This window comes from Pseudolactococcus hodotermopsidis, from assembly GCF_011170085.1.
In the GTDB taxonomy this organism is placed as follows: Bacteria; Bacillota; Bacilli; order Lactobacillales; family Streptococcaceae; genus Pseudolactococcus; species Pseudolactococcus hodotermopsidis.
Genome location: NZ_BLLI01000001.1, coordinates 52,947 through 74,883, shown reverse-complemented (window position 1 = coordinate 74,883; position 21,937 = coordinate 52,947). Strand labels below are relative to the sequence as shown.

General features: G+C 39.9%; 21 protein-coding genes and 1 pseudogene. 16 read left to right on the top strand and 6 right to left on the bottom strand.

What is annotated here, in order from left to right; translation table 11 throughout:
- Positions 1 to 11: 11 nt before the first annotated feature.
- The 3 genes from Hs30E_RS00370 (at position 12) to Hs30E_RS00360 (ending at position 2,742) form a co-directional block, all read left to right on the top strand.
- Positions 12 to 866, top strand: a complete 855-nt coding sequence (locus Hs30E_RS00370; RefSeq protein WP_172207079.1) for a glycoside hydrolase family 43 protein — start codon at positions 12 to 14, stop codon at positions 864 to 866.
- 81 nt (positions 867 to 947) lie between these two features.
- Positions 948 to 1,886: a carbohydrate ABC transporter permease gene (locus tag Hs30E_RS00365; protein ID WP_172207077.1), complete on the top strand. Its 939-nt coding sequence runs from the start codon at positions 948 to 950 to the stop codon at positions 1,884 to 1,886.
- 13 nt (positions 1,887 to 1,899) lie between these two features.
- A complete protein-coding gene (locus Hs30E_RS00360) occupies positions 1,900 to 2,742 on the top strand; it encodes a carbohydrate ABC transporter permease (RefSeq protein WP_172207075.1) in 843 nt (280 codons plus the stop codon).
- 20 nt (positions 2,743 to 2,762) lie between these two features.
- Here the strand turns inward: Hs30E_RS00360 and Hs30E_RS00355 are convergent, their stop codons facing one another.
- Positions 2,763 to 3,662, bottom strand: coding sequence for a helix-turn-helix domain-containing protein (locus Hs30E_RS00355; protein ID WP_172207073.1), 900 nt, complete (start codon positions 3,660 to 3,662; stop codon positions 2,763 to 2,765).
- Between the two features lie 48 nt (positions 3,663 to 3,710).
- Here Hs30E_RS00355 and Hs30E_RS00350 point away from each other — a divergent pair, with 48 nt between their 5' ends.
- A complete protein-coding gene (locus Hs30E_RS00350) occupies positions 3,711 to 5,126 on the top strand; it encodes a family 4 glycosyl hydrolase (protein ID WP_172207071.1) in 1,416 nt (471 codons plus the stop codon).
- A gap of 19 nt (positions 5,127 to 5,145) precedes the next feature.
- On the top strand, positions 5,146 to 5,841 hold the full coding sequence (locus Hs30E_RS00345) for a hypothetical protein (RefSeq protein ID WP_172207069.1): 696 nt from the start codon (positions 5,146 to 5,148) through the stop codon (positions 5,839 to 5,841).
- A 38-nt stretch (positions 5,842 to 5,879) separates the two neighbouring features.
- Here Hs30E_RS00345 and Hs30E_RS00340 read toward each other — a convergent pair whose 3' ends face one another.
- Positions 5,880 to 6,749 (bottom strand): helix-turn-helix domain-containing protein, encoded by an 870-nt coding sequence (locus Hs30E_RS00340; protein ID WP_172207067.1) that lies wholly within the window; start codon positions 6,747 to 6,749, stop codon positions 5,880 to 5,882.
- 138 nt (positions 6,750 to 6,887) lie between these two features.
- On the opposite strand from Hs30E_RS00340, the gene rhaB reads away from it, so the two are divergent.
- The 4 genes from rhaB (at position 6,888) to fucO (ending at position 11,858) form a co-directional block, all read left to right on the top strand.
- A complete protein-coding gene (gene rhaB / locus Hs30E_RS00335) occupies positions 6,888 to 8,342 on the top strand; it encodes a rhamnulokinase (RefSeq protein WP_371864122.1) in 1,455 nt (484 codons plus the stop codon).
- Positions 8,339 to 9,595 (top strand): L-rhamnose isomerase, encoded by a 1,257-nt coding sequence (gene rhaA, locus Hs30E_RS00330; RefSeq protein ID WP_172207064.1) that lies wholly within the window; start codon positions 8,339 to 8,341, stop codon positions 9,593 to 9,595. The genes rhaB and rhaA overlap by 4 nt, the downstream gene beginning before the upstream one ends.
- A 19-nt stretch (positions 9,596 to 9,614) precedes the next feature.
- Complete coding sequence (rhaD, locus tag Hs30E_RS00325; RefSeq protein ID WP_172207063.1) at positions 9,615 to 10,445, top strand: rhamnulose-1-phosphate aldolase; 831 nt, start codon at positions 9,615 to 9,617, stop codon at positions 10,443 to 10,445.
- 261 nt (positions 10,446 to 10,706) lie between these two features.
- On the top strand, positions 10,707 to 11,858 hold the full coding sequence (gene fucO / locus Hs30E_RS00320) for a lactaldehyde reductase (protein WP_172207062.1): 1,152 nt from the start codon (positions 10,707 to 10,709) through the stop codon (positions 11,856 to 11,858).
- A gap of 163 nt (positions 11,859 to 12,021) precedes the next feature.
- Here fucO and Hs30E_RS00315 read toward each other — a convergent pair.
- From Hs30E_RS00315 to Hs30E_RS00305, 3 genes and pseudogenes are all read right to left on the bottom strand, one after another.
- A pseudogene (locus tag Hs30E_RS00315) lies at positions 12,022 to 12,686 on the bottom strand (EcsC family protein).
- Positions 12,687 to 12,697: 11 nt separating this feature from the next.
- On the bottom strand, positions 12,698 to 13,438 hold the full coding sequence (locus Hs30E_RS00310) for an amino acid ABC transporter ATP-binding protein (RefSeq protein ID WP_172207061.1): 741 nt from the start codon (positions 13,436 to 13,438) through the stop codon (positions 12,698 to 12,700).
- The gene (locus Hs30E_RS00305; RefSeq protein ID WP_172207060.1) at positions 13,435 to 15,027 is read right to left on the bottom strand and encodes an ABC transporter substrate-binding protein/permease; all 1,593 of its coding nucleotides are present in this window, start codon (positions 15,025 to 15,027) and stop codon (positions 13,435 to 13,437) included. Before Hs30E_RS00305 ends, Hs30E_RS00310 begins: the two co-directional genes overlap by 4 nt.
- A gap of 209 nt (positions 15,028 to 15,236) precedes the next feature.
- Between Hs30E_RS00305 and Hs30E_RS00300 the strand changes: the two genes are divergently transcribed.
- The 6 genes from Hs30E_RS00300 (at position 15,237) to rpsR (ending at position 19,940) form a co-directional block, all read left to right on the top strand.
- The gene (locus Hs30E_RS00300) at positions 15,237 to 16,073 is read left to right on the top strand and encodes an undecaprenyl-diphosphate phosphatase (protein ID WP_172207059.1); all 837 of its coding nucleotides are present in this window, start codon (positions 15,237 to 15,239) and stop codon (positions 16,071 to 16,073) included.
- Positions 16,074 to 16,355: 282 nt separating this feature from the next.
- Positions 16,356 to 16,589 carry a hypothetical protein gene (locus Hs30E_RS00295; protein ID WP_172207058.1) on the top strand — a complete coding sequence of 78 codons (234 nt, stop codon included), beginning with the start codon at positions 16,356 to 16,358 and terminating at the stop codon, positions 16,587 to 16,589.
- Positions 16,590 to 16,722: 133 nt separating this feature from the next.
- Positions 16,723 to 18,390, top strand: a complete 1,668-nt coding sequence (locus tag Hs30E_RS00290; RefSeq protein WP_172207056.1) for a MutS-related protein — start codon at positions 16,723 to 16,725, stop codon at positions 18,388 to 18,390.
- Between the two features lie 215 nt (positions 18,391 to 18,605).
- Entirely contained in the window at positions 18,606 to 18,899 is a 294-nt protein-coding gene (gene rpsF, locus Hs30E_RS00285) for a 30S ribosomal protein S6 (RefSeq protein ID WP_172207054.1), read from the top strand.
- A gap of 96 nt (positions 18,900 to 18,995) precedes the next feature.
- A complete protein-coding gene (ssb, locus tag Hs30E_RS00280) occupies positions 18,996 to 19,505 on the top strand; it encodes a single-stranded DNA-binding protein (RefSeq protein WP_172207052.1) in 510 nt (169 codons plus the stop codon).
- Between the two features lie 189 nt (positions 19,506 to 19,694).
- A complete protein-coding gene (rpsR, locus tag Hs30E_RS00275) occupies positions 19,695 to 19,940 on the top strand; it encodes a 30S ribosomal protein S18 (protein WP_003140392.1) in 246 nt (81 codons plus the stop codon).
- A 68-nt stretch (positions 19,941 to 20,008) separates the two neighbouring features.
- Here the strand turns inward: rpsR and Hs30E_RS00270 are convergent, their stop codons facing one another.
- The gene (locus tag Hs30E_RS00270; RefSeq protein ID WP_172207050.1) at positions 20,009 to 20,320 is read right to left on the bottom strand and encodes a DUF960 domain-containing protein; all 312 of its coding nucleotides are present in this window, start codon (positions 20,318 to 20,320) and stop codon (positions 20,009 to 20,011) included.
- Between the two features lie 381 nt (positions 20,321 to 20,701).
- Between Hs30E_RS00270 and Hs30E_RS00265 the strand changes: the two genes are divergently transcribed.
- On the top strand, positions 20,702 to 21,937 hold the full coding sequence (locus Hs30E_RS00265) for an esterase/lipase family protein (protein ID WP_228461950.1): 1,236 nt from the start codon (positions 20,702 to 20,704) through the stop codon (positions 21,935 to 21,937).

Below are 21,937 nucleotides of genomic sequence, written 5' to 3'. Positions count from 1 at the left end.
AAGATAAAGCATTGAAATTAAAAGACATTAACATTCGTGATCCGTTCGTTTTGCCTTATGAAAACGTTTACTATATGTACGGCACGCGGGCTTATAACTGCTGGTCGCAGCCCGATGACTTGTCAACGCTCGGTTTCGACGTTTACGAGTCGACTGACCTTGAAAATTGGTCTGAGCCGACAGAAATTTTTCGCTATCGTGACGGTTTTTGGGGCGACCAAGACTTTTGGGCACCCGAAGTTCACGTTTATCAGCAAAAATTTTACATGTTTGCGACATTTATCGGTAAAGACTTTAATCGTGGGACAATGGTATTGGTCGCCGATTCGCCAACTGGACCATTTACACCGCATAGCGACGGCGCTCTGACACCTAAGGAGTGGATGTGTTTGGACGGTACGTTTTACTTGGATAAGGCGGGACAGCCATGGCTCGTATTTTGCCATGAATGGCAACAAATCACAGACGGCACCATTTGTCGCGTGCGTTTATCGGCAGATTTACGGCAGACGATTGGCACGCCAGAAACTTTATTTGCGGCAAGCAGTCCCAAATGGGCACCCAAAAATGCTAAACGTTATGTAACTGATGGGCCTTATCTCTACCGTTTGTCAAATGACGAACTTATCATGTTTTGGTCATCATTGGTTGGCGAAAGCTACTTAGAAGCAATTGCTATCAGTGACAATCAAGACATTACAGGCAATTTTACGAATCATGATGACCTATTTTTCTCAGATGACGGTGGACATGGCATGGTTTTCAAAACTTTTGACGACAAGCTCATGTTTACGCTACATCAGCCAAATGAACGTGAAAAAGAACATCCTGTATTCTTTGAAATTTCAGAAAAAGAGTTGCAATAAAAGTTGAATCTCGGATTTTTGAATCTAGTTCTTAGACGATTCAGAACAGCCGCCTCAACATTCTAAAGGAGGTTATATCATATGAGTGCTACTCAATTAAATCAGAAAGCGCAACCGCCGACAATCTCAACAGGCGAAAAAATCAAAACCTTTCTGAACAGAGATAATGTGGCTGGCTACATCTTTTCAGCGCCATTTATTATCGGATTTTTGCTCATCACATTTATTCCCATGTGTGTGTCATTTTATTATTCGTTTACCGATTATCGTTTGGTAAATGTGCCGTCACTTGTGGGCATGAAAAATTATCTACGCTTGCTGACGGATATGCGTTTCCTTAATTCTGTCAAGGTAACTGCGATTTATGTGGTCGTGTCAGTGCCTTTAAAACTGGCGTTTGCCCTCTTTGTTGCTTATCTCTTGACACGAAAAATTAGAGGTGTTACTTTTTATCGCTCGCTTTACTACGTGCCGTCGCTCATTGGCGGCAGTATCGCCGTTGCCTTGGTTTGGAAAGAACTTTTTTCAAGAAATGGTCTGATTAATATTTTGCTCAATAGCATTGGTTTGAAGAGTTTATCATGGTTTGGTGATCAGAAAATCGCAATGATTCCGCTGATTCTCATGTCAGTTTGGCAATTTGGTTCTTCCATGATTATTTTCGCAGCTGGTTTGAAAGAAATTCCCAATTCTTATTACGAGGCAGCTGAAATGGACGGCGCAAATAAATGGCAATCGTTTTATAAAATTACCATTCCACAATTATCTCCTGTTATTTTATATAACTTGGTTATGCAAACAATTACAGCCTTTATGGCATTTACACAAGCATTTGTCATTACCAAAGGTGGTCCGTCAGATTCGACCAATTTCTATGCGTTGTATGTTTACAATCAAGCCTTTAAATACTACGATATGGGGTATGCAAGCGCAATGTCTTGGGTCATGCTAGTGGTCATGAGTCTTGTCACGATTATCATCTTTAAAACATCAAATAAATGGGTCAGCTACGACCAATAGGAAGGAGACGAAAATGACTAGAAAAAAACAACTAGGGAAAATTTTCCTACATGCTTTTATTATCGTCTTTGGTTTGTGCATGATTTATCCTGTGCTTTGGATGGTAACTGGCTCACTGAAAAATAACTCGGAAATTATCACAGGGTCGCTGAATTTGATTCCGCCAGCTTGGCGTTGGGAGAATTTTGCGACAGGTTGGAAGGGTTTTGGCGGGATTACTTTTGGCACTTTCTTTAAAAATTCGCTGATTGTGACAAGTTTGTCAACGCTTGGCACGGTGCTGAGTTCGGCTTGTGTGGCGTATGCCTTTACACGAATTAACTTCAAATTTAAAGGTTTTTGGTTCGCTGTTATGCTTGCGACAATGATGATTCCAGGGCAAATTATCCTGATTCCACAATATATCATTTACAACAAATTGGGTATGGTTGGCACTTATATTCCACTGATTTTGCCTCATTGGTTTGGACAGGCTTTCTTCATCTATCAAATGGTGCAGTTTATGGTCAGTATTCCACAAGAATTGGACGAGGCAGCCTATATGGATGGGTGTACCAAATATTCAATTTTTGCCAAAATCATTTTCCCTTTGCTGAAACCAGCGATTGTCACGACGATTATCATTCAATTTTATTGGAAATGGGATGATTTCATGGGACCACTGATTTATCTCAACAAACCGCAGAGTTATACGGTTTCATTGGCGCTGAAAATGTTTGCTGACTCGAGTTCAAGGACAGACTTCGGTGCTATGTTTGCCATGTCAACACTGTCACTCTTACCTGTTTTCATCATTTTCTTAGTTTTTAACAAGTATTTGGTTGAGGGGATTAGTACAAGTGGTTTGAAAGGGTAAGAAACTGTAAACAATGCACTTTACATTTTATAAAAATTATCATTGTGATTGATGCGACGGGCGGTGTCTTGCGAGAGTTTGAGATGTTTGCGATATTTGTAAGGCGAAATTTCCATATGTTTTTTGAAAACGCGTTCAAAATAAGACTTGTTACTATAACCACATTTGCCTGAGATGGTTTCAATGCTATCGTCGCTTGTTGCAAGTAGTGATTTAGCAATTTTGATGCGTTCATTATTGATATAATCATGGACAGAAAGCCCAGTCGTTGCTTTAAAAATACGGCACAAATAAGACTTATTGACAAAAACTTCATGACTAATCGAGTCAAGCGAGAGTTCGTTTTGGAGATTTTGCTTGATATAGGCAATGGCCTCGGTCGTGATGCGGTGTGTCGCCTCTTTCTTGGACGGACAGGTGTAGGCGCAAGGATTTTGCTCAACATAGCGCATGGTAAGGATGACGAACTGAGTCATCAGCAAAACGAGCATGCTATGGTGCTTGAAACTTTTGGTCGCAACCTCTTTGTTAATGGCGAGCAAAAGCTGTTTGATGAGCGGGAACATCTCGTCGTCAAGCTGAATAACACCAAAAAAGCCATTGAAAAATTTTTGCAGAGAAATGCCACTTGCACCGCTGATAGCGCTTTCAAAGTAAGACGTGTCAAATTCAATCAAAATGCGTTCATGATGATTACATTTCATCATATTTGTCTTGTGAACTTGGTCTTTGTCAATCAAGACGAGTGAGCCGGCATTTAGAGGATAGACGGCAGAATTTAGGAATAATTCGCCACTACCTTCAAGCAATAAATAAATTTCGGATTCTTTATGGGAATGATTATAGGTCATGGCGAACGGGTGTTCACGTGTGCAATGTTCGACCATTAAGAACTCGCTGTAAAATTTTTGATTTTCCAAATTAGATTTACCTACTAAACTATTAAAAGATGAGGAGTATATAAACGCATGAAATATACAGAAAAAAAAGATAAAGTTGAGGACATTAAAATCGCCTATATTGGCGGTGGTTCGCGTGGTTGGGCTTGGACGTTTATGACGGACTTGGCAATCGAAGAACAGATGAGTGGGACTTTGGCACTCTACGACATTGATTTTGACTCTGCCAAGAAAAATGAAGTGATTGGCAATAAAATCACTGCCATGCCTGAGGCAAAAGGTAAATGGGACTATATTGCAACTGAAACGATTGCAGAAGCCTTGACTGGTGCTGATTTCGTGGTCATTTCAATCTTGCCTGGGACATTTGACGAGATGCAATCTGATGTGCATGCGCCCGAAAAATATGGTGTTTACCAAACAGTTGGCGACACGGTTGGTCCTGGTGGCATGATTCGCAATCTGCGGACGATTCCGATGTTTGTTGACATTGCAAACGCCATCAAAGCCTATTGTCCAAACGCTTGGGTTGTCAACTATACCAACCCGATGAGTGTTTGTGTAAGAACATTATATCATACTTTCCCAGAAATTAAAGCTTTTGGTTGCTGTCACGAGGTTTTCGGCACGCAAAAAATCTTGGCAAGTATTGTTGAAGAAAAATTTGGTTTGGAAAATGTTGATCGTTCTGAAATCTTTACCAATGTAATGGGGATTAACCATTTTACATGGCTTGATTATGCGAGCTATCGTGGGTTTAATCTTTTGCCAATTTATCAAGAATTTATCGAGAAAAACTTTGATGACGGTTTTGTGGACAATACGGAACATTGGGCAAATTCGAGCTTTTCAAGTAAAAATCGTGTGAAATTTGATCTCTTTAAACAATACGGCTTGATTGCCGCAGCAGGTGACCGCCATTTAGTCGAGTTTATGCCAGGTGACCGTTATCTGAAAGACCTTGACAAAATAAAATCTTGGGATATTGAGATTACGACAGTTGACTGGCGCAAGGGTGATTTGAAAGAACGCATTGAAAAGAGCAATCGCCTTGTTTCTGGCGAGGAGGCGGTCAAGATTGAGCCGTCTGGCGAGGAAGGGATTCTTTTGATTAAGGCGCTCTGTGGCTTGACACGTATGGTAAGTAATGTTAATATTTTAAATACGAGCAAACAAATCTCAAATTTCCCAGCTGATGCGGTAGTTGAGACTAATGCGATTTTTGAGCAAGATGCTATTCGGCCGATTTTTGCAGGTGAGTTACCAGAGGCCGTGGCGCGCTTGGAAGAGCCACATGTGCAAAATCAAGCCTATATTTTGGAGGCTGCAACGACCTATAACAAAGAATTGGTTGTCCGCGCATTCTTGAACGAACCTGCGATTAAAAATCGTTTGACACAAAGTGAAGTCGTTGACTTGGTTGACGAGATGATTAAAAATACCTTAGATTATTTGCCAGAACGTTGGGCTGAGCAAGTGAAATAAACGCTAGGAGCAGTGTTAAATGGCAATTGAAAATGTGAAAACAAAGCGGAAAGTTGAGATTCAAGATAAGATTTTCTATAAAATTTTTCTGGGTGTCTATACTATTTTGCTGATAAATCTGATTTTTGTTGGCTTATTGATACCGATAGCCGTCGCCTATGTTCTTATCGGACAAAATGTGCTAGGACTTCTAGGTTTATTACTTGTCGGCAGTATTTACCTCCAAAGTCTTGTTGCGGTCGTATTTCAAATGGTGCAGAAATTTTTTTACAAGCAAGAAACTGGCTTTTTGCCAAAACTTTTTGCGGTGCTAAAAGAAAATTTATCACTCAAAAAATTGGCTTGGCGGGCAAGTTTGTCAGCTATGGCTAGCGTGTTGATTGTTGATTTTATCTTTGTCAAAAGTCATTTCGCTTTGACAATGACTATTCCAGTGCTTATTTTGGGAATTCTGACCTTCTTCATCGCCATGGCTGAACAAGTTTTAGCGGCAAATGGTTTGAATGTTGCGACTTTTAAAGCAAAACTTAAATGGTATTTTTACTATTCTGTGAAACATTTTCCTTTATTTCTAGCCAGTCTTGCCTTATTAGCGCTAGTTTGGACGAGTTTTGAGTGGAAGCCATTTTTCACCTTGCTCTTTTTACCGAGCGCCTATGTGGCATTTGTCTTGTTTATCAATCAGACGTTTATTGAGAAGATTAAAAATAAATAAAAAAAACCATGCTGAGCGGTAGTGTTCAACATGGTTTTTTAACCGATTTTCCGATAATCACTTGCTGTTAAGCCAGTTTTCTTCTTGAACAAACGGCTGAAATAAGCAGCATTTTCAATGCCAATATCAATGGCAATTTCTTTAATCGATTTTTTTGAATAACGCAGTAAATCTTTTGCGTGAGACATTTTTTTACTTATCAGATAATCAATCGGTGGTGCGCCAATATATTTGGAAAATTCCTTGTTGAGCTGATATTTATTGAGATGAAAGTGATGAGACAGCGTTTCTAAAGTCAACGTTGACTTAAAATGTTCATCCAAATAATTTTTCAAATCAATCACATACGGCGGAATCTCTTCATCTGTGAAATCAAGTTGATATTTTTGTAAAATCAGTTCATTGAGCAATTCGTGCAACAAAATCGAATTTTGATAATCTGTTTTAGCATTTGGTGCTGTCTGCAAATTAAGTAAACGTTCTAAAATGAGGTTAATCGTATTATCATGAGGTGCTGACTTGGTGTGAAAAACAGGCGACTTGTCTCTAAAATATTCTTGAAACAGTCGTGCCGTCTTACTACCCGAAAAATGCACCCAGACCATTTCCCAAGGACAGTCACTTATTGTTTGATAATGCTGATAATGGTCGCAATCAATGAAAAAAACGTCGCCAGCCCTTAGAACATAGTCCTTGCCATGATAACGCAGTAATCCCTGTCCAGATAGTGTAAATTTCATCAGAAAAGACGGCAAATTTTCACGCTCCGTATAATAGGGCTGTTCAGCCTTAAAATGACCAATTTCTTGAATATAATAAAATAAATCTCTCGTTTTTTGCGAAGGCGTCAGAATATAACGCGTGGAATCTTTTGTCCACGAATGATTGGCTTTCTCCCAATAAGGCATGTTAGCACCTCTTTCCAGCTTGGAAAAATAAATTACCAAGATAGTGCAATTATACCACAATATTGTTTAAAGAAAAAGGATAAAGAAAGCGTTATCATTAATTTATGTTGACAAATATAGCGTTGAGAAAGGAAAATGTTGGAAAATAAATATATAGCGGTGGATATTGGTGCGTCAAGTGGTCGATTGATGCTGAGTGAATTGGGGGAAAGTGGCAAATTATCGCTCCAAGAAATTCATCGTTTTAAGAATCGTTTTCGCTTGAAAAATGACTTGGCTTGTTGGGATATTGGCCATCTTGTCCAAGAAATTCTGCTTGGTTTACAAAAAGCTAAACAGAGTGGCATTGAAATTTGTACGGTTGGTATTGATACTTGGGCGGTTGATTATTGCTTGATAGATAAAAATGGCGACTTGATTTCAGAGCCAGTTGCCTATCGGGACGACCGAACTGAAGGGGTGTTACCGAAATTTGCCAAAGAAATGCCACTTGAGTTTTTATATCAAAAAACAGGTGTTCAAATCTTGGCATTTAACACGGTTTTTCAGCTTTTTGTGGAAAATCGTGAAAAATTGCAACAAGCAGATAAATTATTGTTGATTCCAGATTATTTGGGTTATGTTTTTACGGGACAAATGGTTTGTGAGAAAACAAATGCTTCTACCATGGCAATGTTAAATGTGACGACCAAAACTTGGGATAAAAAAATTCTGAAAATTCTGAATATAACTGAAGATTTATTTGCGTCGTTGGTTGATTCGGGACATATTTTAGGTGCTTTGCAGACGGACAAGTTCAGCGATTATGATTTGCCAGAGGCAACATTTATCACGGTTGCTAGTCATGACACGGCTTCTGCGGTGCTTGGTACACCTTTAAAAAATAAGCATGAGGCTTATATCAGTAGCGGAACTTGGTCCTTGCTCGGTGTTGAAACACATCATTTTAATGTGTCGCAGAATGCTTTTTGTGCTAACTATACCAACGAGTGGGGCGCTTATGGCACAACGCGCTTTCTCAAAAATATTATGGGGATGTGGCTGATTCAGGAGGTTGCGCGCAATCAGGGCTACATTCACAGCTATGGTAAGTTGGTTGAACTTGCAAGCTCGCACACGCCTTTTAAGAGTTTTATTGATGTAAATGACGAACGTTTTCTTAATCCGTTGAATATGATTGAGACGATTAAGGACTATTGCATTGAAAAGACGCAAAACAGTCCAGTTTCGGCAGGAGGAATTGCGCGCGTGATTTATGATAATCTGGCTCTGTGTTATGCTTTTGAATTGGCGGCGCTTGAAAAATTACTTGGTTATCAGATGACTTGTTTGCACATTGTTGGTGGTGGTGCAAATAATCATCTGCTCAATCAATTGACGGCAAATTTGACAGGTATCAAGGTTGAAGCAGGACCTAGTGAGGCAACGGCAATTGGTAATATTATCATGCAAATGCTTGCTATGAAAGCATTTGACAATTTACCACAAGCTCGTGCAGCAGTGAAAAATTCCTTTGAGATAAGGACTTATGAACCACAAATAATGAATCAAGCAATTTTTGAAAATTATGTCAAATGGAGAGGAAACAAATGACAACAGTAAAAGAAAGATTTGAAGCAGCAAAAAGCATTTATGAGGGCATTGGCGTTGATGTTGACAAAGCCTTAGAAACATTAGCAGAGACGAAAATCTCAATGCACTGCTGGCAAGGCGATGATGTTAAGGGATTTTTGAATCCAGATGGCGAGTTAAGTGGTGGTATTTTGTCGACTGGCAATTATCCAGGTGCTGCACACACAGCTGAGGAGTTGCGACAAGATGCTGACAAGGCTTTTTCGTTGATTCCAGGTAAGCACAAATTCAATCTGCACGCCATTTACCTAGATACTGATGAGGCAGTTGATTTGAATGAAATTGAACCCAAACATTTTGAAAAATGGGTGGCTTGGGCAAAAGAGAGGGGGCTAGGGTTAGATTTCAATCCGACATTTTTCAGTCATCCCATGTATCAAGATAATTATACATTGGCACATCCTGATAAAAAAGTTCGCGATTTTTGGATCGAACACGGCAAACGTTCCAGAAAAATTGCTGAATATTTTGGTCAGGCATTAGGGCAGCCAGCCTATAATAATTTTTGGGTGCCAGATAGTAGTAAGGATAATCCGATTGACCGTTTAGCGCCTCGCAAACGTCTGATGACTGCTTATGATGAAATCTTTACTGAAGAAATTTCGGAAGACTACGTCATTGATACAATGGAATCAAAGGTATTTGGCATTGGTGGCGAGGCTTATACGGTTGGGAGTCACGAGTTTTACATGGGCTACGGTTTGACACGGAACAAGACAATTCTCATGGATGCAGGGCATTATCATCCGACAGAAGTCATTTCAAACAAGATTTCAAGTTTGGCACTTTTTTCTGATAAGTTGATGCTCCACGTTAGCCGTCCTGTTCGTTGGGACAGCGATCACGTGATTATCATGGACGATGAGTTGCAAGAAATCATGAAAGAAATTGTTCGTGGCGGCTTGCTTGCGCGGACAGCGATTGGGCTTGATTTCTTTGATGCGACGATTAACCGTGTGGCTGCTTGGGTTGTCGGTGTTCGTAATGCGCAAAAAGCCTTGCTAAAAGCGCTCCTTGAGCCGACAGAGGCGTTGAAACAATTGGAGCTGGCTTTTGATTTTACCAGTCGCTTAGTTTTGACGGAAGAATATAAAGACCTGCCATTTGGCGCTATCTGGGACTATTTTTGTGACTCTCAGGGCGTGCCAGTTGGTCTGGCGTGGTTTGATGAAGTGAAAAAATACGAGGCAGAAGTCCTATCTAAACGTTCATAAGAAGAAAGTGTGAAAAACAGTGAAAAAAGTAAACATTTTAGCAGCACCATTTGTTCAAGAAATGATGAAAACGACAGCTAATCTCTACCGTTTGGGTTGGGACGAGCGCAATGGTGGCAATATTTCTTATCGTTTAGATGAGAAATGGGTGCAGCCGTTTTTAGACACAACAAACGTTATTCGTGAAATTCCCATGATTTTTGACGCCAGTATTTTGGCTGGGAAGTATTTTATCGTGACAGGCAGTGGCAAATATTTCAAAAATGTCAAAGACGATCCCGAGGCGAATCTTGGCATTGTTCGTGTGCAAGAAAATGGAAAAACGCTAGATTTGTTGTGGGGCTTGAGCGATAATGCCGTGCCTACCAGTGAATTACCAGCGCATTTTATGAGCCATATTGCGCGTTTGTCAGTTGACCCTGACAATCGAATTATCATGCACAATCATGCGACACATCTCCTTGCCATGAGTTTTACACATGATTTGTCAGAAAAAGCCTTGACACGGACTTTGTGGCAAATGTGTACGGAATGTCTGGTCGTTTTTCCCGAGGGTGTGAGTATCATTCCTTGGTTGGTTCCTGGAACAAACGAAATCGGCGAGGCGACTGCTGCGAAAATGTTAGAAACGCGCTTAGTTTTGTGGCCACAGCATGGTATTTATGGTGCTGGTCGTGATATGGATGAAGTGTTTGGTTTGATTGAAACGGCTGAAAAGGCAGCGCAAGTCTACACTTATGTCTGCGCTCAAGGTGGCGTGAAACAAACGATTACTGATGACAATCTGTGGTTGTTGGCAGACGCATTTGGCGTGACACCGCATGCGGATTATCTTGATGAGCGGGTGTGAGTTGTGATTAAAAAAGCGACTCGGATGACACTTTTTCCTGACAAACAAGCAGGACTACCAGTGCTGATTTTCCACCGATTAGTGACGATTTAGCGCTTGTTTTTGAGTTGTAGAAAGTGACTAGGACAATTTTTGTCTCATTTACCAAGATAGTGCAATGTTTTACCAAAATTGTTAAATGTAATAGAATGTGAAAACGATTACAATTAAAGAATAAAAACTCATTTCCGAGTTTGAAAATATAATAGATTGAGGTATATTATGGCAAACAGAATGATTTTGAATGAAACGTCGTATTTCGGCAAAGGCGCAATCGAAAATATTGTGACGGAGCTACAAGCGCGTGGTTTTAAAAAGCCAGTCGTGATTACGGACAAAGATTTGATTCAATTTGAAGTGGCGACTAAGGTTACGACTTTGCTTGACAAGGCAAATATTACTTACACTATTTTTGACGGTGTTGTGCCCAATCCGACGATTCAAAATGTCAAGGACGGTGTGGCTGCAGTTAAAGCAGCTGAGGCGGATGTGATTATCGCTATTGGCGGTGGTTCGCCGATTGATACAGCAAAAGCGATTGGCGTTATCACGACAAATCCTGAATTTGAAGATGTTATCAGCCTTGAAGGTGTGGCTGAGACGAGAAGACCTTGTTTGCCGATTTTGGCAGTGCCGACGACTTCTGGGACAGCTGCTGAAGTGACGATTAACTACGTTATTACCGACGAAAATCATCATCGCAAATTTGTTTGTGTTGATCCGCACGATATTCCGATTGTTGCTTTTGTTGATAGCGATATGATGATGGGCATGCCGAAATCTCTTGCTGCGGCGACTGGTATGGATGCGCTGACACATGCGATTGAGGGCTATATTACCAAGGGTGCTTGGGAAATGACAGATATGCTTCATATCAAAGCGATTGAAATTATCGGAAACGCCTTGCGTGCCTCTGTTTTGGACGAGGATCAAAAAGCCCGCGAGGACATGGCGCTTGGTCAATATATCGCAGGTATGGGCTTTTCAAATGTTGGTCTGGGGCTAGTTCATGGTATGGCGCACCCACTTTCGGCTTGGTACAACATTCCGCACGGTGTCGCATGCGCCTCATTATTGCCAACCGTGATGCGCTTTAACAAAGCATTTTCAGGTGAAAAATATCGTGATATTGCTAAAGCAATGGGTGTGGCTGTTGACGGCATATCAATTGAAGAAATCAGAGATATAGCTTGTAACACCGTTGATAAACTCGGCGAAGACGTTGGCATTCCACGCACGATTTCAGAATTGGGCGTAAAAGCTAAAGACATTGCAGACATTGCCAAAGATGCTTTCAAAGACGTTTGTACCCCAGGTAATCCACGTGATGCAACGGTTGAGGAAATTGCAGAGTTATATAGAAGTTTACTGTAAGTTTTTTGAGAAAGGAAAGAGGCTGGGATAAAAGTCGAAAATTAGCATAATTTAGCTAATTATAAACTAGAAGAACCGCATGAAATCAACGTTTTCAAAAACGAGTTTCATGCGGTCTTTCTATTTTTGAGACTTTTGTTCCAGCCTCTTTTTGTTTACGAAATTATTTCACGCTATCAGTGACATCTTTTGCGAGAATTGTACCGTTACCAACATTAAGTCCAAGCTCAGAAAAAGATTTTTTAGCTAATTTAGCAATTTGTAATGTTGTTGCTGTATCAAACGCACCACCAATACCCGCACCAATAACAGGCACCATTTTTCCTAAATTAATCAATCCTTTAGAACCAAATTTTGTCGCTAAACGAAAACCAACAGCTTGATTAATTTTTGTTAATACTTTTCCAGGGATTTTTTTAACCAAAGAAACTCCTAATTTGTTACCAAAAACAATACCTGTTTTTTTGACTAAATCTGAAACAGTAGTTCCAGCCAATGTTGCATAAACAAAAGTACGAACTTGGTCATCATGCAAATCGTAACCACGTATCAAAGCAATCGCAGCGATCATTCTCATTTGAAACAAAATGACTGTTGTGATATTTGCTGGGATTGCTACTGGCATTGTTATAACTCCGCCGAATCCTGTCACAAAACCAGATGTTGCTGCTTTTTTGTTTGCGTCTGTATTAACTTTTCAATCGCTGTTTCGCTATCATATTTGGAGCGATAATCTTCAACGAATTCATAAATATTTTTTTGTCCAAGGTAACCTGACAATGTTTTGTCATATGCCCAATCCAATGTTTGTGACATTTTGTTAATCATAATATTCCTTTCTATTCCTTCAAAAAACGTGTCAAAAATTCTTTCGTTCGCTCTTCTTTAGGATTGACAAAGATTTCCTCAGGCGAGCCACTTTCGGCGACGACGCCTTTATCCATGAAAATCACGCGGTCAGAGACATCACGCGCAAATTCCATTTCATGCGTGACGATAACCATGGTTAAGCCACTTTCAGCCAGTTCTTTCATCGTTTTCAAGACTTCGCCGACCATTTCGGGATCAAGGGCGCTAGTTGGTTCGTCAAACAATAAAACATCTGGGTTCATTGAGAGGGCGCGGGCGATTGCGACACGTTGCTTTTGACCGCCAGATAATTGGGCGGGTTTGGCATTTGCAAAGCTATCCATACCCACAGATTTGAGGTTTTTCAGTGCAATCTCTCGCGCCTCAGCACGATTGCGTTTGAGTACCGTTGTCTGCGCTACAATAACATTTTCTAAAACGTTAAGATTGTTGAACAGGTTAAAAGATTGAAAAACCATGCCCAAATGCGTGCGATATTTGTTAAGATCGTAGCCTTTTTCAAGAACATTTTCGCCCTTGTAGAGAATTTCACCAGAAGTCGGGTCCTCAAGCAAGTTAATCGAGCGCAAAAGGGTTGATTTCCCGCTCCCAGAACTGCCGATAATGGAGATGACCTCGCCAGAAGCGACTGTCATATGAATATTTTTCAGCACTTCATTTTGCCCAAAAGATTTTTTTAGATTTTTGATTTCAAGAATGATGTCGCTCATTTTTCACCTCCTAATGCGTCAGCAGCATCTTTGAGCTGCATCTGATTGGCGCCAGTCGTAAAGTCGTCAGAGTCAAGTTTCTTCTCAACAAAACGCAAAATCCTTGTGATCGTAAAGGTCAAGATGAAATAAATTGTTGCGATAATCGTAAACGTTTGGAAATACTGATAATTCTGTTGCGCCACGGTATTGCCTTGGAAAAAGAGCTCGGTAATCGAAATCACGTTCAAAACAGACGTATCCTTGATATTGATGACAAATTCATTACCAGTCGCTGGGAGAATGTTGCGGATAACCTGTGGCAAGACAATTTTGACCATGGTCTGACTGTGATTCATGCCAAGCGCGCTCGCCGCCTCAAATTGTCCCTTGTCAACGGCGAAAATCCCACCGCGAACAATCTCGCTCATATAAGCCCCCGTGTTAATAGAGACGATAATCAGCGCTGCAAGGGTCTTATCCATAGAAATGCCAAGGAATTGCGCCGAACCATAATAGATGACCATGGCTTGTACAATCATTGGCGTGCCACGGAAAACTTCAACATAAACATTGATAATCCAACCAACAATCGTTTGAATTATCGCCGCCACACGATTGGCAGATTTTTTAGTCGTGCGGAAAACACCAATCAAAAGCCCGATAAATGTCCCGATAAATGTGCCAAGAATCGAGATAAACAACGTCATGCCAGCTGCTTGTACAAAATCGCTACCATTATCTTTAAGGATATTGGTCACTTGTCCCCAAAAACCGACCTTTTCATCGGGCTGTTCCTGGAGTGCGACCATCTCATCCATGATACTGATCTGTTCAGCTTGGCTGATACTTGCCAAAACCTCATTGACAATAGTCAACGATTTATCGCCCTTGCGCATGCCGACAGCCGTTTGTGTATCCTCAGGATTGGTTACAAAACCGCTACCGTCCGCAAAACTCAGCATTTTAAACTTAGAATTTTTCATCTCAGCCGTCAATCCTTCGGGGCGTTCGCCGACATAGCCATCAATTGTGCCAGCCTCAAGTGCTACTCGCATCGCCGAAAAGTCACCCATAGCAGGTTCTTGCTTAACATCAGGAATTTGCGAAATCAGATTGTAGTGGAAAGTCCCTTGCTGTCCTGTGATTTTTGCACCACTTAGATTAGCAAGACTGGTTGCATCAGCATATTTGCTGTCTTTTTTGACCACGACGACTAGCTGACTGGTATAGTAATTCTGTGAAAAGTCGATTTCCTTGCGACGCTCAGCTGTTGGACTCATACCAGCAATAATGGCATCAATTTTGCCAGAAGTTAGTGCGGGCAACAAACCATCCCATTTTGTCTTGACAATAACCAGTTTCTTGCCAAGTTTGTCAGCAATTTTCTTAGAAATTTGCACATCGTAGCCATTGGCGTATTGGTTGCTGCCATCAATTTTGACTGCACCATTAGCGGCTGTTTTTTGCGTCCAGTTAAATGGCGGATAACCCGCTTCCATACCTACGCGAAATTCTTCGTCAGAACTATCAGCTTTGACTGCAAAAAGTGGTGCAGTCAGACTAAAAACGACAAAAATTACGGCAAATAGTGATAATAATTTTTTCATAAGTCTCTTTCTATATAAATGTACTCCTCTCAATTCTACTAAAAAATGACTGAATTTTCAATATAACTGACGAAAATAAGGCAATTTTTTACTAAAATTTGCATAATTATACAAAAATAGTAAAAAAACGAGATATATGAGCGAAACGCTTCGGTTTTTGGTATAATGAAAACAGGAACAAAGATAAAAAAAATAAGGAAATTTAGACTATGGAATTTATAAAAGCAATTATTCTCGGCGTTATTGAAGGGATTACGGAGTGGCTACCGATTAGCTCGACTGGGCATCTGATTCTCGCCGATGAGTTTATCAACCTCAAACAATCTGCTGAGTTCATGAAGATGTTTGATGTTGTCATTCAACTTGGCGCAATTTTGGCAGTTGTTGTGATTTATTTTAAAAAACTCAATCCTTTTGACAAAGAAAAAACGCCACGTGATAAGCAGTTGACATGGCAACTTTGGGCGAAAGTGATTATTGCTTGTTTACCTGCTGCGATTGCAGGTTTGTTGTTTGACGACTGGCTTGAAGCGCATTTTTATAACTTTGTGAGCGTGGCAATCATGCTGATTATTTATGGTATTGGCTTTATCTATGTTGAAAAGTGGGCAAAAACTCGTCCCGATACCCTGACCAATTTTAATCGCATGCCTTATCAATTTGCCTTTTATATTGGCTTGATTCAGCTACTATCGCTCATGCCAGGGACATCACGTTCTGGTGTGACGATTTTGGGGGCGATAATTCTAGGTGCCTCACGTTTTGTGGCAACAGAGTTCACTTTTTTTCTCGGCATTCCGATTATGTTTGGTGCAAGCGGTCTTAAAATCTTTAAATTTATTTTGAGTGGCGAAAGTTTTTCTTTCTATCAATTTGGAATTCTGTTTACTGCTTGCCTGACAGCATTTCTCGTGTCACTTATCGTCATTCGCTTTTTAATGGGTTATATCAAAAATCATGATTTTACGTTTTTTGGCAAATATCGGATTGTTCTTGGTGCTATTTTGCTTGTCTATGCAGCGATTAGTGCAGTATTTGGCGGCTAATGGAGATTAGATTTAATGAAGAGACATTTTTCTTGGACGAGTTTTGTGCCACTTATTATGCAGATTTTGGGACTTATTTTTCTTTATCTGACAGGTAGGACCACCTCTTGAGTCCATATAATGTGCCATTTTTATACTCGTTTAACTATAAAAAGGTTGAACTAAATTCGTCAATTCTAGGCGACAAGGTGAAGGCGTAATCTTTTTATAGTTAAAAGAGTATACTAATTCATTCCACCATTTTTCTTTATTTGCGAAGGCTACATTCAGGGTCGGCGTGGTATGAAATTTTATAAAGCCTTGGTTTTTAATTTTGCGCCGATTATCTTGCTTTGGCTTGGGTCATGGGAATCATTGGCTACCGTTCGTGATGAGCATTACCTGATGTTTCATACTTGGGGGTGGTTTTCGCTAATTGTGGCTTATCTTGGCTTTTATTTTCTGTTGTTGGTGGTCTTTTATACGTTATTTTATTGGCTTGGATTGAAACAGCGACGGAAGCGGTTTGGAAATTAAGAAATCTTGATGAATTTTAATAACAAGTTAAAAAACTGGTAATTGTGCTAGTTTTTTTGTTTGTCACTTTGTCGGCAGTTTTCTGATATAATAAATAGAAAAGTGTGGCTGATTTGCGAAAGGACAGATGAAAATGACAGCATTATTAACAGTACTTGGCGTGATTGCCACAATTGTCTTTATTGTATGTGTGATTGATATTTTTGATAGAATTAAGCTGAAAAAAGATGTTCGCAAAAATTGGGGAAAACCTGCTCGTCGAACGCGCAAGGACGGTGAAAAAACGCTAAAAGAAGCGTGGGAAAAGGCGAAAAGTTATCGTAAATATGATAGTGAAGTTGATGATTTGACTTGGTATGACCTTGATTTTTTTGAATTTTTTCAGAAAATCAACAACACCAAATCAAGTATCGGATCAGAAGCGCTATATCAACGCTTGCGGAACTTTAATTTTTCGGAGCGTGAACACAAGCGTCAAGAAAAGTTAATTCAGTTTTTTGCTGAAAATTCTGTGGCGCGCGAGGCGATTCAGTACCAGTTTGCGCGTTTGGGTAAGAAAGATCACAATTTTGTCGAGAGTTATTTATCGGAGACTAAATCGCAGAAACTCCCGCATTTGGGTCTTTACATCTTTTGTGCTTGTTTGCCTTTTGTAGCGATGCTATCAAGGGTTGTTTTGCCACTAGAATTTGCTGTGCTACTTATACTTGCTTCATTGGTTTTCAATATCTGTTATTATCAATTCAAAAAAGTTGCTTTGGAAGTTGAACTTAATAGTATGGCATACTTGGTGCAAACGGTCTCAATTGCTAGGAAAATCAGCAAAATTCAGACACCATTTCAAACAGAATTACAGCAAAATCTGACAACAATTCGCTCAATTTCAAAGTTTGGCTTTTCTTTCCGTGTAAAATCAGAGTCGGAAATGGAAATTCTTGTTGATTATCTGAATGCGATTATTATGTTGCCGTTTATTTCCTATCATCTCGTTTTGTCGAAAATCATTCATCACGATAAAGAGGCGCAGGCTGTTTGGCATTTGCTTGGCGAGCTTGAGGTCGCGCTTGCCGTTTTGAACTTGCGACTGTCAAGCAACGTTGCTATCTGTCAGCCGACCTTTACAGAAAACTTTCAGGTACTTGCTGAAAATGTCGCCCATCCACTTTTGACGAATCCTGTTGCTAATCCCGTCAACTGGCGGAAGAATACGCTGATTACAGGCTCGAATGCTTCTGGCAAATCAACTTATGTTAAGGCGATTGCGATTAACTGTATTTTGGCAAATACGATTAACTTAGCATTTGCCAGCCATATCAGTTTGCCGAGAGCCACTGTGCTGACTTCTATGGCAATAGAGGACGATATTTTTGCGGGAGATAGCTATTTTGTGGCGGAAATCAAGTCTGTTAAGCGCGTGCTTGATTTAGTGGCGAGCGCTCAGCCGTGCTTGTGCTTTGTTGACGAGATTCTCAAAGGCACGAACACGATTGAGCGAATTTCGGCTTCAAGCGGTATCATTGAGTGGTTGTCGAAACACAAGCAAACTCTGGCATTTGTCGCAACGCACGATATTGAATTAACAGAAATTTTATCTGAAAATTGTGAAAACGTTCATTTTGAGGAGCAAGTGACCAAGGAAAATGGCGTGACTTTTGACTATTCTTTACGTCAAGGTCCTGCGACAACACGTAATGCGATTGAACTTTTACAAGTTTTGCAATATCCAAAGGAGATTGTACTTGAGGCAAAAGTCATGGCAAAGTTTTTTGATGAGAATCGAAAATGGCAAGTCTTGAAATAGCATGGTTTTGATTAAATAAAATAGGAAATATTAGAAAAGTGCTATTCCAATTGCTTGTCATTGAATTTGTTTTAGGTGTGAGTGTGACGATATAGTCCATTTAATAAAAAAATTTGCCAAAATCCTAGAAAGTATGATATAATTAATAATTGTGAGTATCCCTCACTTACTCGGGGAAATGCCTCGAGTCATTAGACCAAAAGGAGGAAACATCAATGACTAAGTACGAAATTCTCTACATTATTCGTCCCAACATTGACGAAGATGCGAAAGCAGCGCTTGTTGAGCGTTTTGACGGTATTTTGACAGAAAATGGTGCCACTATTTCTGAATCAAAAGATTGGGAAAAACGTCGTCTTGCGTATGAAATCAATGATTTTCGCGAAGGTTTTTACCGCATTGTGACATTGGAAGCTGAATCAACTTCTGCTGCAACAAGCGAGTTCGACCGTCTTGCGAAAATCAATGGCGACATCTTGCGTCACATGATTACTAAAGTAGAAGCTTAATTAGGAAGCGAAAAAAGCCTGTTTTGGCTTGTTTGTTAGAAGTCAAGGCTTTATCGCACTGATTAGCTTCCTCTAGGAAATCAGGAAGGACAAAACATGATTAATAATGTTGTTTTAGTGGGTCGTTTGACCAAGGACGTTGAGCTTCGTTATACCCCGCAAAACCAAGCGGTTGCGACATTTACCTTGGCGGTAAATCGCACGTATAAGAATGCGCAAGGTGAGCGGGAAGCCGATTTTATCAATGTTGTCATCTGGCGTCAATCAGCAGAACTGTTGGCAAATTGGGGTAAAAAAGGTGCGCAAATTGGGATAACGGGTCGCATTCAAACGAGAAATTATGAAAATCAGCAAGGTCAGCGTGTTTACGTGACTGAGGTTGTCGCTGATAATTTCCAAATGCTTGAAAGTCGTGTGCAACGCGAAGGCGGCGGGACGGGTGGTGGCTATGCGCCAACACCGCCTCAACCTAATACATCAAACTTCGGTGGCAATCAGCCATCACAAACTCAAAGTTCACCTGCAACGCCCGATTTCGGTCGCGACAGCGATCCGTTTTCTGGTGGCACACCCATGAACTTGAGTGATGATGATTTGCCGTTTTAATCACAGGTTGGAAAGCTGAAAAAACAGGCTTTCCAAGAATAATAAAAACATGATACTGAAAAGCGGTGCGCCCAAGGCGCAAACTTTCGTAGAAAATTAGTGTTTTGCCGTAAGGGAGCGTAGCTCGTGCGGACAAAACGTCTATTTTGCTAGAAAGTTAGCTTGAAGTTCAAATAAAGGAGAAAACACATGGCACAACAACGTCGTGGTGGCTTTAAACGCCGCAAAAAAGTTGACTTTATCGCAGCTAATAAAATCGAAAACGTTGACTACAAGGACACTGAGCTTTTGAAACGTTTCATCTCTGAACGTGGTAAAATTTTGCCGCGTCGCGTGACGGGGACGTCAGCTAAAAACCAACGTAAAGTGGTAACAGCTATCAAACGCGCACGTATCATGGCTTTGCTGCCTTTCGTAGCGAATGATTCTGAATAAGAATGATTGAAAGTGGGTTCTTTAGGGAACTTGCTTTTTTTGATATAAAAAAAGCTGATGACAGGTCATCAGACTTCCATAGGTGTCATAATTGTTTCACGCCCCATATTGTCAACAGCATGAAAAAGTCGTGGCCAAGCACTATCAAATTTATAGTTGAAATCAAAGATAATCGCTGTGTTTGGATCGTCATCTTGTGAGAAACGAACAGTAAGCAAGCCTTGATGATTGAGTAATTCAAAATTCAGCACAGGTTCTAGCGCAAAAACACCCTTGAGATTGTTGTCAATGATGCGCCAAAAAGTGTCAATAATTTCACTAGGGATGGACTCAATTGTGCCAAAACTCGCATAACGCGCAGTTGTATTTGTAAAAGCCATAGTTTGCCTCGCTTTGCATTTTTATACTCGTTCAAAAATGCAAGATTTTGAGATAGGACAGCCTTATCTGTTTTATTTTTATGCTTGAACGAGTATATATTTAGATTATATTTTAAAAGTCAGAAAAGGTCAAGGGATAAGATTACTAGGACAGTTTGATTCTTATAAATTCTAAAAATATAATAAAAATATAAGAAAATCGAAAACAAAAGAGATTCAATAAAATAACGTAAAGAAAAAAAGTTATTTAATAACAAATGATTTGAAAAATGATATTTTTTTGATATAATAGGTATAACTAGTTAATAAATAAACGTAATTCGGATTACAAAAGTGTTATTTTAAATAAAATAACTAATAGAAAGGAAAGATTATAAAACGATGGCATTATTCTCTAATGTAACGAAGCAAAAATCAAAAATTTTCTCATTGAAATGTTTATTGGTTGCAACTTTATTTTCATTTGGCTTTTTGAATGAAGATAAAGTTCAAGCAGACAATTCTGATCCTAATATATTTGTCCATGGTCTGACAGGTTTCGGACATGGTGAACTCGGAGAGGACTTGTATTATTGGGGAGGAACGACTCAAAATATTATTGGCGATTTGTCTGATAATGGCTATCAAAGTTTGGAGGCTGTTGTCAGTCCCTTTGGTAGTAATTGGGATCGTTCAATCGAGTTGTATTACTACATCAAAGGTGGCACTGTTGACTATGGTGCTGCTCATGCTGAGGAACACGGTCACGCACGATATGGCAGAACTTTCCCAGGAATTTATCCGACTTGGAATGCAGAAAACAAAATTCATTTGATTGGTCATAGCCAAGGTGGTCAGACAAGTAGGATGCTTGAAACATTGCTCCGCGAGGGAAGTCAAGAAGAAAAAGAGTATGCACAAGCACATGGGATTGAGTTGCCAGAAATTTTTTCTGGTAATAAAGAGTGGGTGCGTAGTATAACAACTATCGCAACACCTCACAATGGCACGCAAGTTGCTTCGCTTGCTAAAGACTTACTTCATGAAGTTATTTATGGTTCAGCTTTTATTGCGAATGGTAGTCTTGTCAATTTGTCTTATGATTTTAAACTAGATCAATGGGGCTTACGCCAATTGCCGAATGAAAGCAGTTTGGCTTATTTGAAACGTGTCTTTAGTAGTAGTATTTGGAATGCTAACGAAGATATTGTTTTGTATGATTTGACAACTGAAGGCGCTCAGAAATTGAATGAGAAAACAAGTTTGAGTGATGATGTTTATTACTTTTCTTATTCAGGAAATGCAACTTATAAAGGGGTATTATCATCAAATTATTATCCTTCTCTCACAATGTTCCCGCTTTACTCTATTTCCGCCGCTTATATCGGTGCAACTGGCGGAAAAGAATGGCGTAGTAATGATGGTCTAGTGCCAGTTATTTCAGCACTTTATCCGCAAGGTCAAGCCTTTAAAAATGCTGATGGCAACCCAACAAAAGGTGTCTGGTATGTCGAACCAACAATTGAAGGTTGGGAACACATGGACTTTGTTGGACAAGATTATGTACAAGCACCATTACTTAAAAATAAAGTTAAAGCATTTTATCAAAATATTGCGATTAGGAATCAAGGTTTGTAA

What these genes read in the sequence shown, in the direction of transcription:
- Hs30E_RS00365 (WP_172207077.1), top strand. Translation starts at nt 948, where the DNA reads ATGAGTGCTACTCAATTAAATCAGAAAGCGCAACCGCCGACAATCTCA.
- Hs30E_RS00360 (WP_172207075.1), top strand. Translation starts at nt 1,900, where the DNA reads ATGACTAGAAAAAAACAACTAGGGAAAATTTTCCTACATGCTTTTATT.
- Hs30E_RS00350 (WP_172207071.1), top strand. Translation starts at nt 3,711, where the DNA reads ATGAAATATACAGAAAAAAAAGATAAAGTTGAGGACATTAAAATCGCC.
- Hs30E_RS00345 (WP_172207069.1), top strand. Translation starts at nt 5,146, where the DNA reads ATGGCAATTGAAAATGTGAAAACAAAGCGGAAAGTTGAGATTCAAGAT.
- Hs30E_RS00340 (WP_172207067.1), bottom strand. Translation starts at nt 6,749, where the DNA reads ATGCCTTATTGGGAGAAAGCCAATCATTCGTGGACAAAAGATTCCACG.
- rhaA (WP_172207064.1), top strand. Translation starts at nt 8,339, where the DNA reads ATGACAACAGTAAAAGAAAGATTTGAAGCAGCAAAAAGCATTTATGAG.
- fucO (WP_172207062.1), top strand. Translation starts at nt 10,707, where the DNA reads ATGGCAAACAGAATGATTTTGAATGAAACGTCGTATTTCGGCAAAGGC.
- Hs30E_RS00310 (WP_172207061.1), bottom strand. Translation starts at nt 13,438, where the DNA reads ATGAGCGACATCATTCTTGAAATCAAAAATCTAAAAAAATCTTTTGGG.
- Hs30E_RS00305 (WP_172207060.1), bottom strand. Translation starts at nt 15,027, where the DNA reads ATGAAAAAATTATTATCACTATTTGCCGTAATTTTTGTCGTTTTTAGT.
- Hs30E_RS00300 (WP_172207059.1), top strand. Translation starts at nt 15,237, where the DNA reads ATGGAATTTATAAAAGCAATTATTCTCGGCGTTATTGAAGGGATTACG.
- Hs30E_RS00295 (WP_172207058.1), top strand. Translation starts at nt 16,356, where the DNA reads ATGAAATTTTATAAAGCCTTGGTTTTTAATTTTGCGCCGATTATCTTG.
- Hs30E_RS00290 (WP_172207056.1), top strand. Translation starts at nt 16,723, where the DNA reads ATGACAGCATTATTAACAGTACTTGGCGTGATTGCCACAATTGTCTTT.
- rpsF (WP_172207054.1), top strand. Translation starts at nt 18,606, where the DNA reads ATGACTAAGTACGAAATTCTCTACATTATTCGTCCCAACATTGACGAA.
- ssb (WP_172207052.1), top strand. Translation starts at nt 18,996, where the DNA reads ATGATTAATAATGTTGTTTTAGTGGGTCGTTTGACCAAGGACGTTGAG.
- rpsR (WP_003140392.1), top strand. Translation starts at nt 19,695, where the DNA reads ATGGCACAACAACGTCGTGGTGGCTTTAAACGCCGCAAAAAAGTTGAC.
- Hs30E_RS00270 (WP_172207050.1), bottom strand. Translation starts at nt 20,320, where the DNA reads ATGGCTTTTACAAATACAACTGCGCGTTATGCGAGTTTTGGCACAATT.
- Hs30E_RS00265 (WP_228461950.1), top strand. Translation starts at nt 20,702, where the DNA reads ATGGCATTATTCTCTAATGTAACGAAGCAAAAATCAAAAATTTTCTCA.